The sequence below is a fragment of the Streptococcus sp. WM07 genome (assembly GCF_004570525.1).
Lineage (GTDB): Bacteria > Bacillota > Bacilli > Lactobacillales > Streptococcaceae > Streptococcus.
Genome location: NZ_SPPZ01000323.1, coordinates 1 through 298, shown reverse-complemented (window position 1 = coordinate 298; position 298 = coordinate 1). Strand labels below are relative to the sequence as shown.

At 45.6% G+C, this 298-nt stretch carries 1 protein-coding gene; it reads left to right on the top strand.

Annotated elements, in window-relative coordinates:
- The coding region (locus E4T71_RS09410) for a Rib/alpha-like domain-containing protein (RefSeq protein ID WP_245165734.1) at nt 1–298 on the top strand (298 nt) is incomplete at both ends.

Here is a 298-nt window from a genome sequence, read left to right as displayed (position 1 = left end):
GGTACAAAGGTAAGCTTTGAGAGTCCAGTAGATACAACCACACCAGGAGATAAACCAGCAACAGCTGTGGTAACGTATCCAGATGGCTCAACGGACAAGGTTCCAGTAACTGTTAAAGTTTCTGAACCAACCGACGCGGATAAGAACACGCCAGTCGCACAAGATCAGACCGTTAAACCAGGTGAGGAAGTAGATCCATCTAAATCTATTGCAAATCTAGGAGACTTGCCAGCAGGTACTAAGGTAAGCTTTGAGGAACCAGTAGATACAACTACACCAGGAGATAAACCAGCAACAG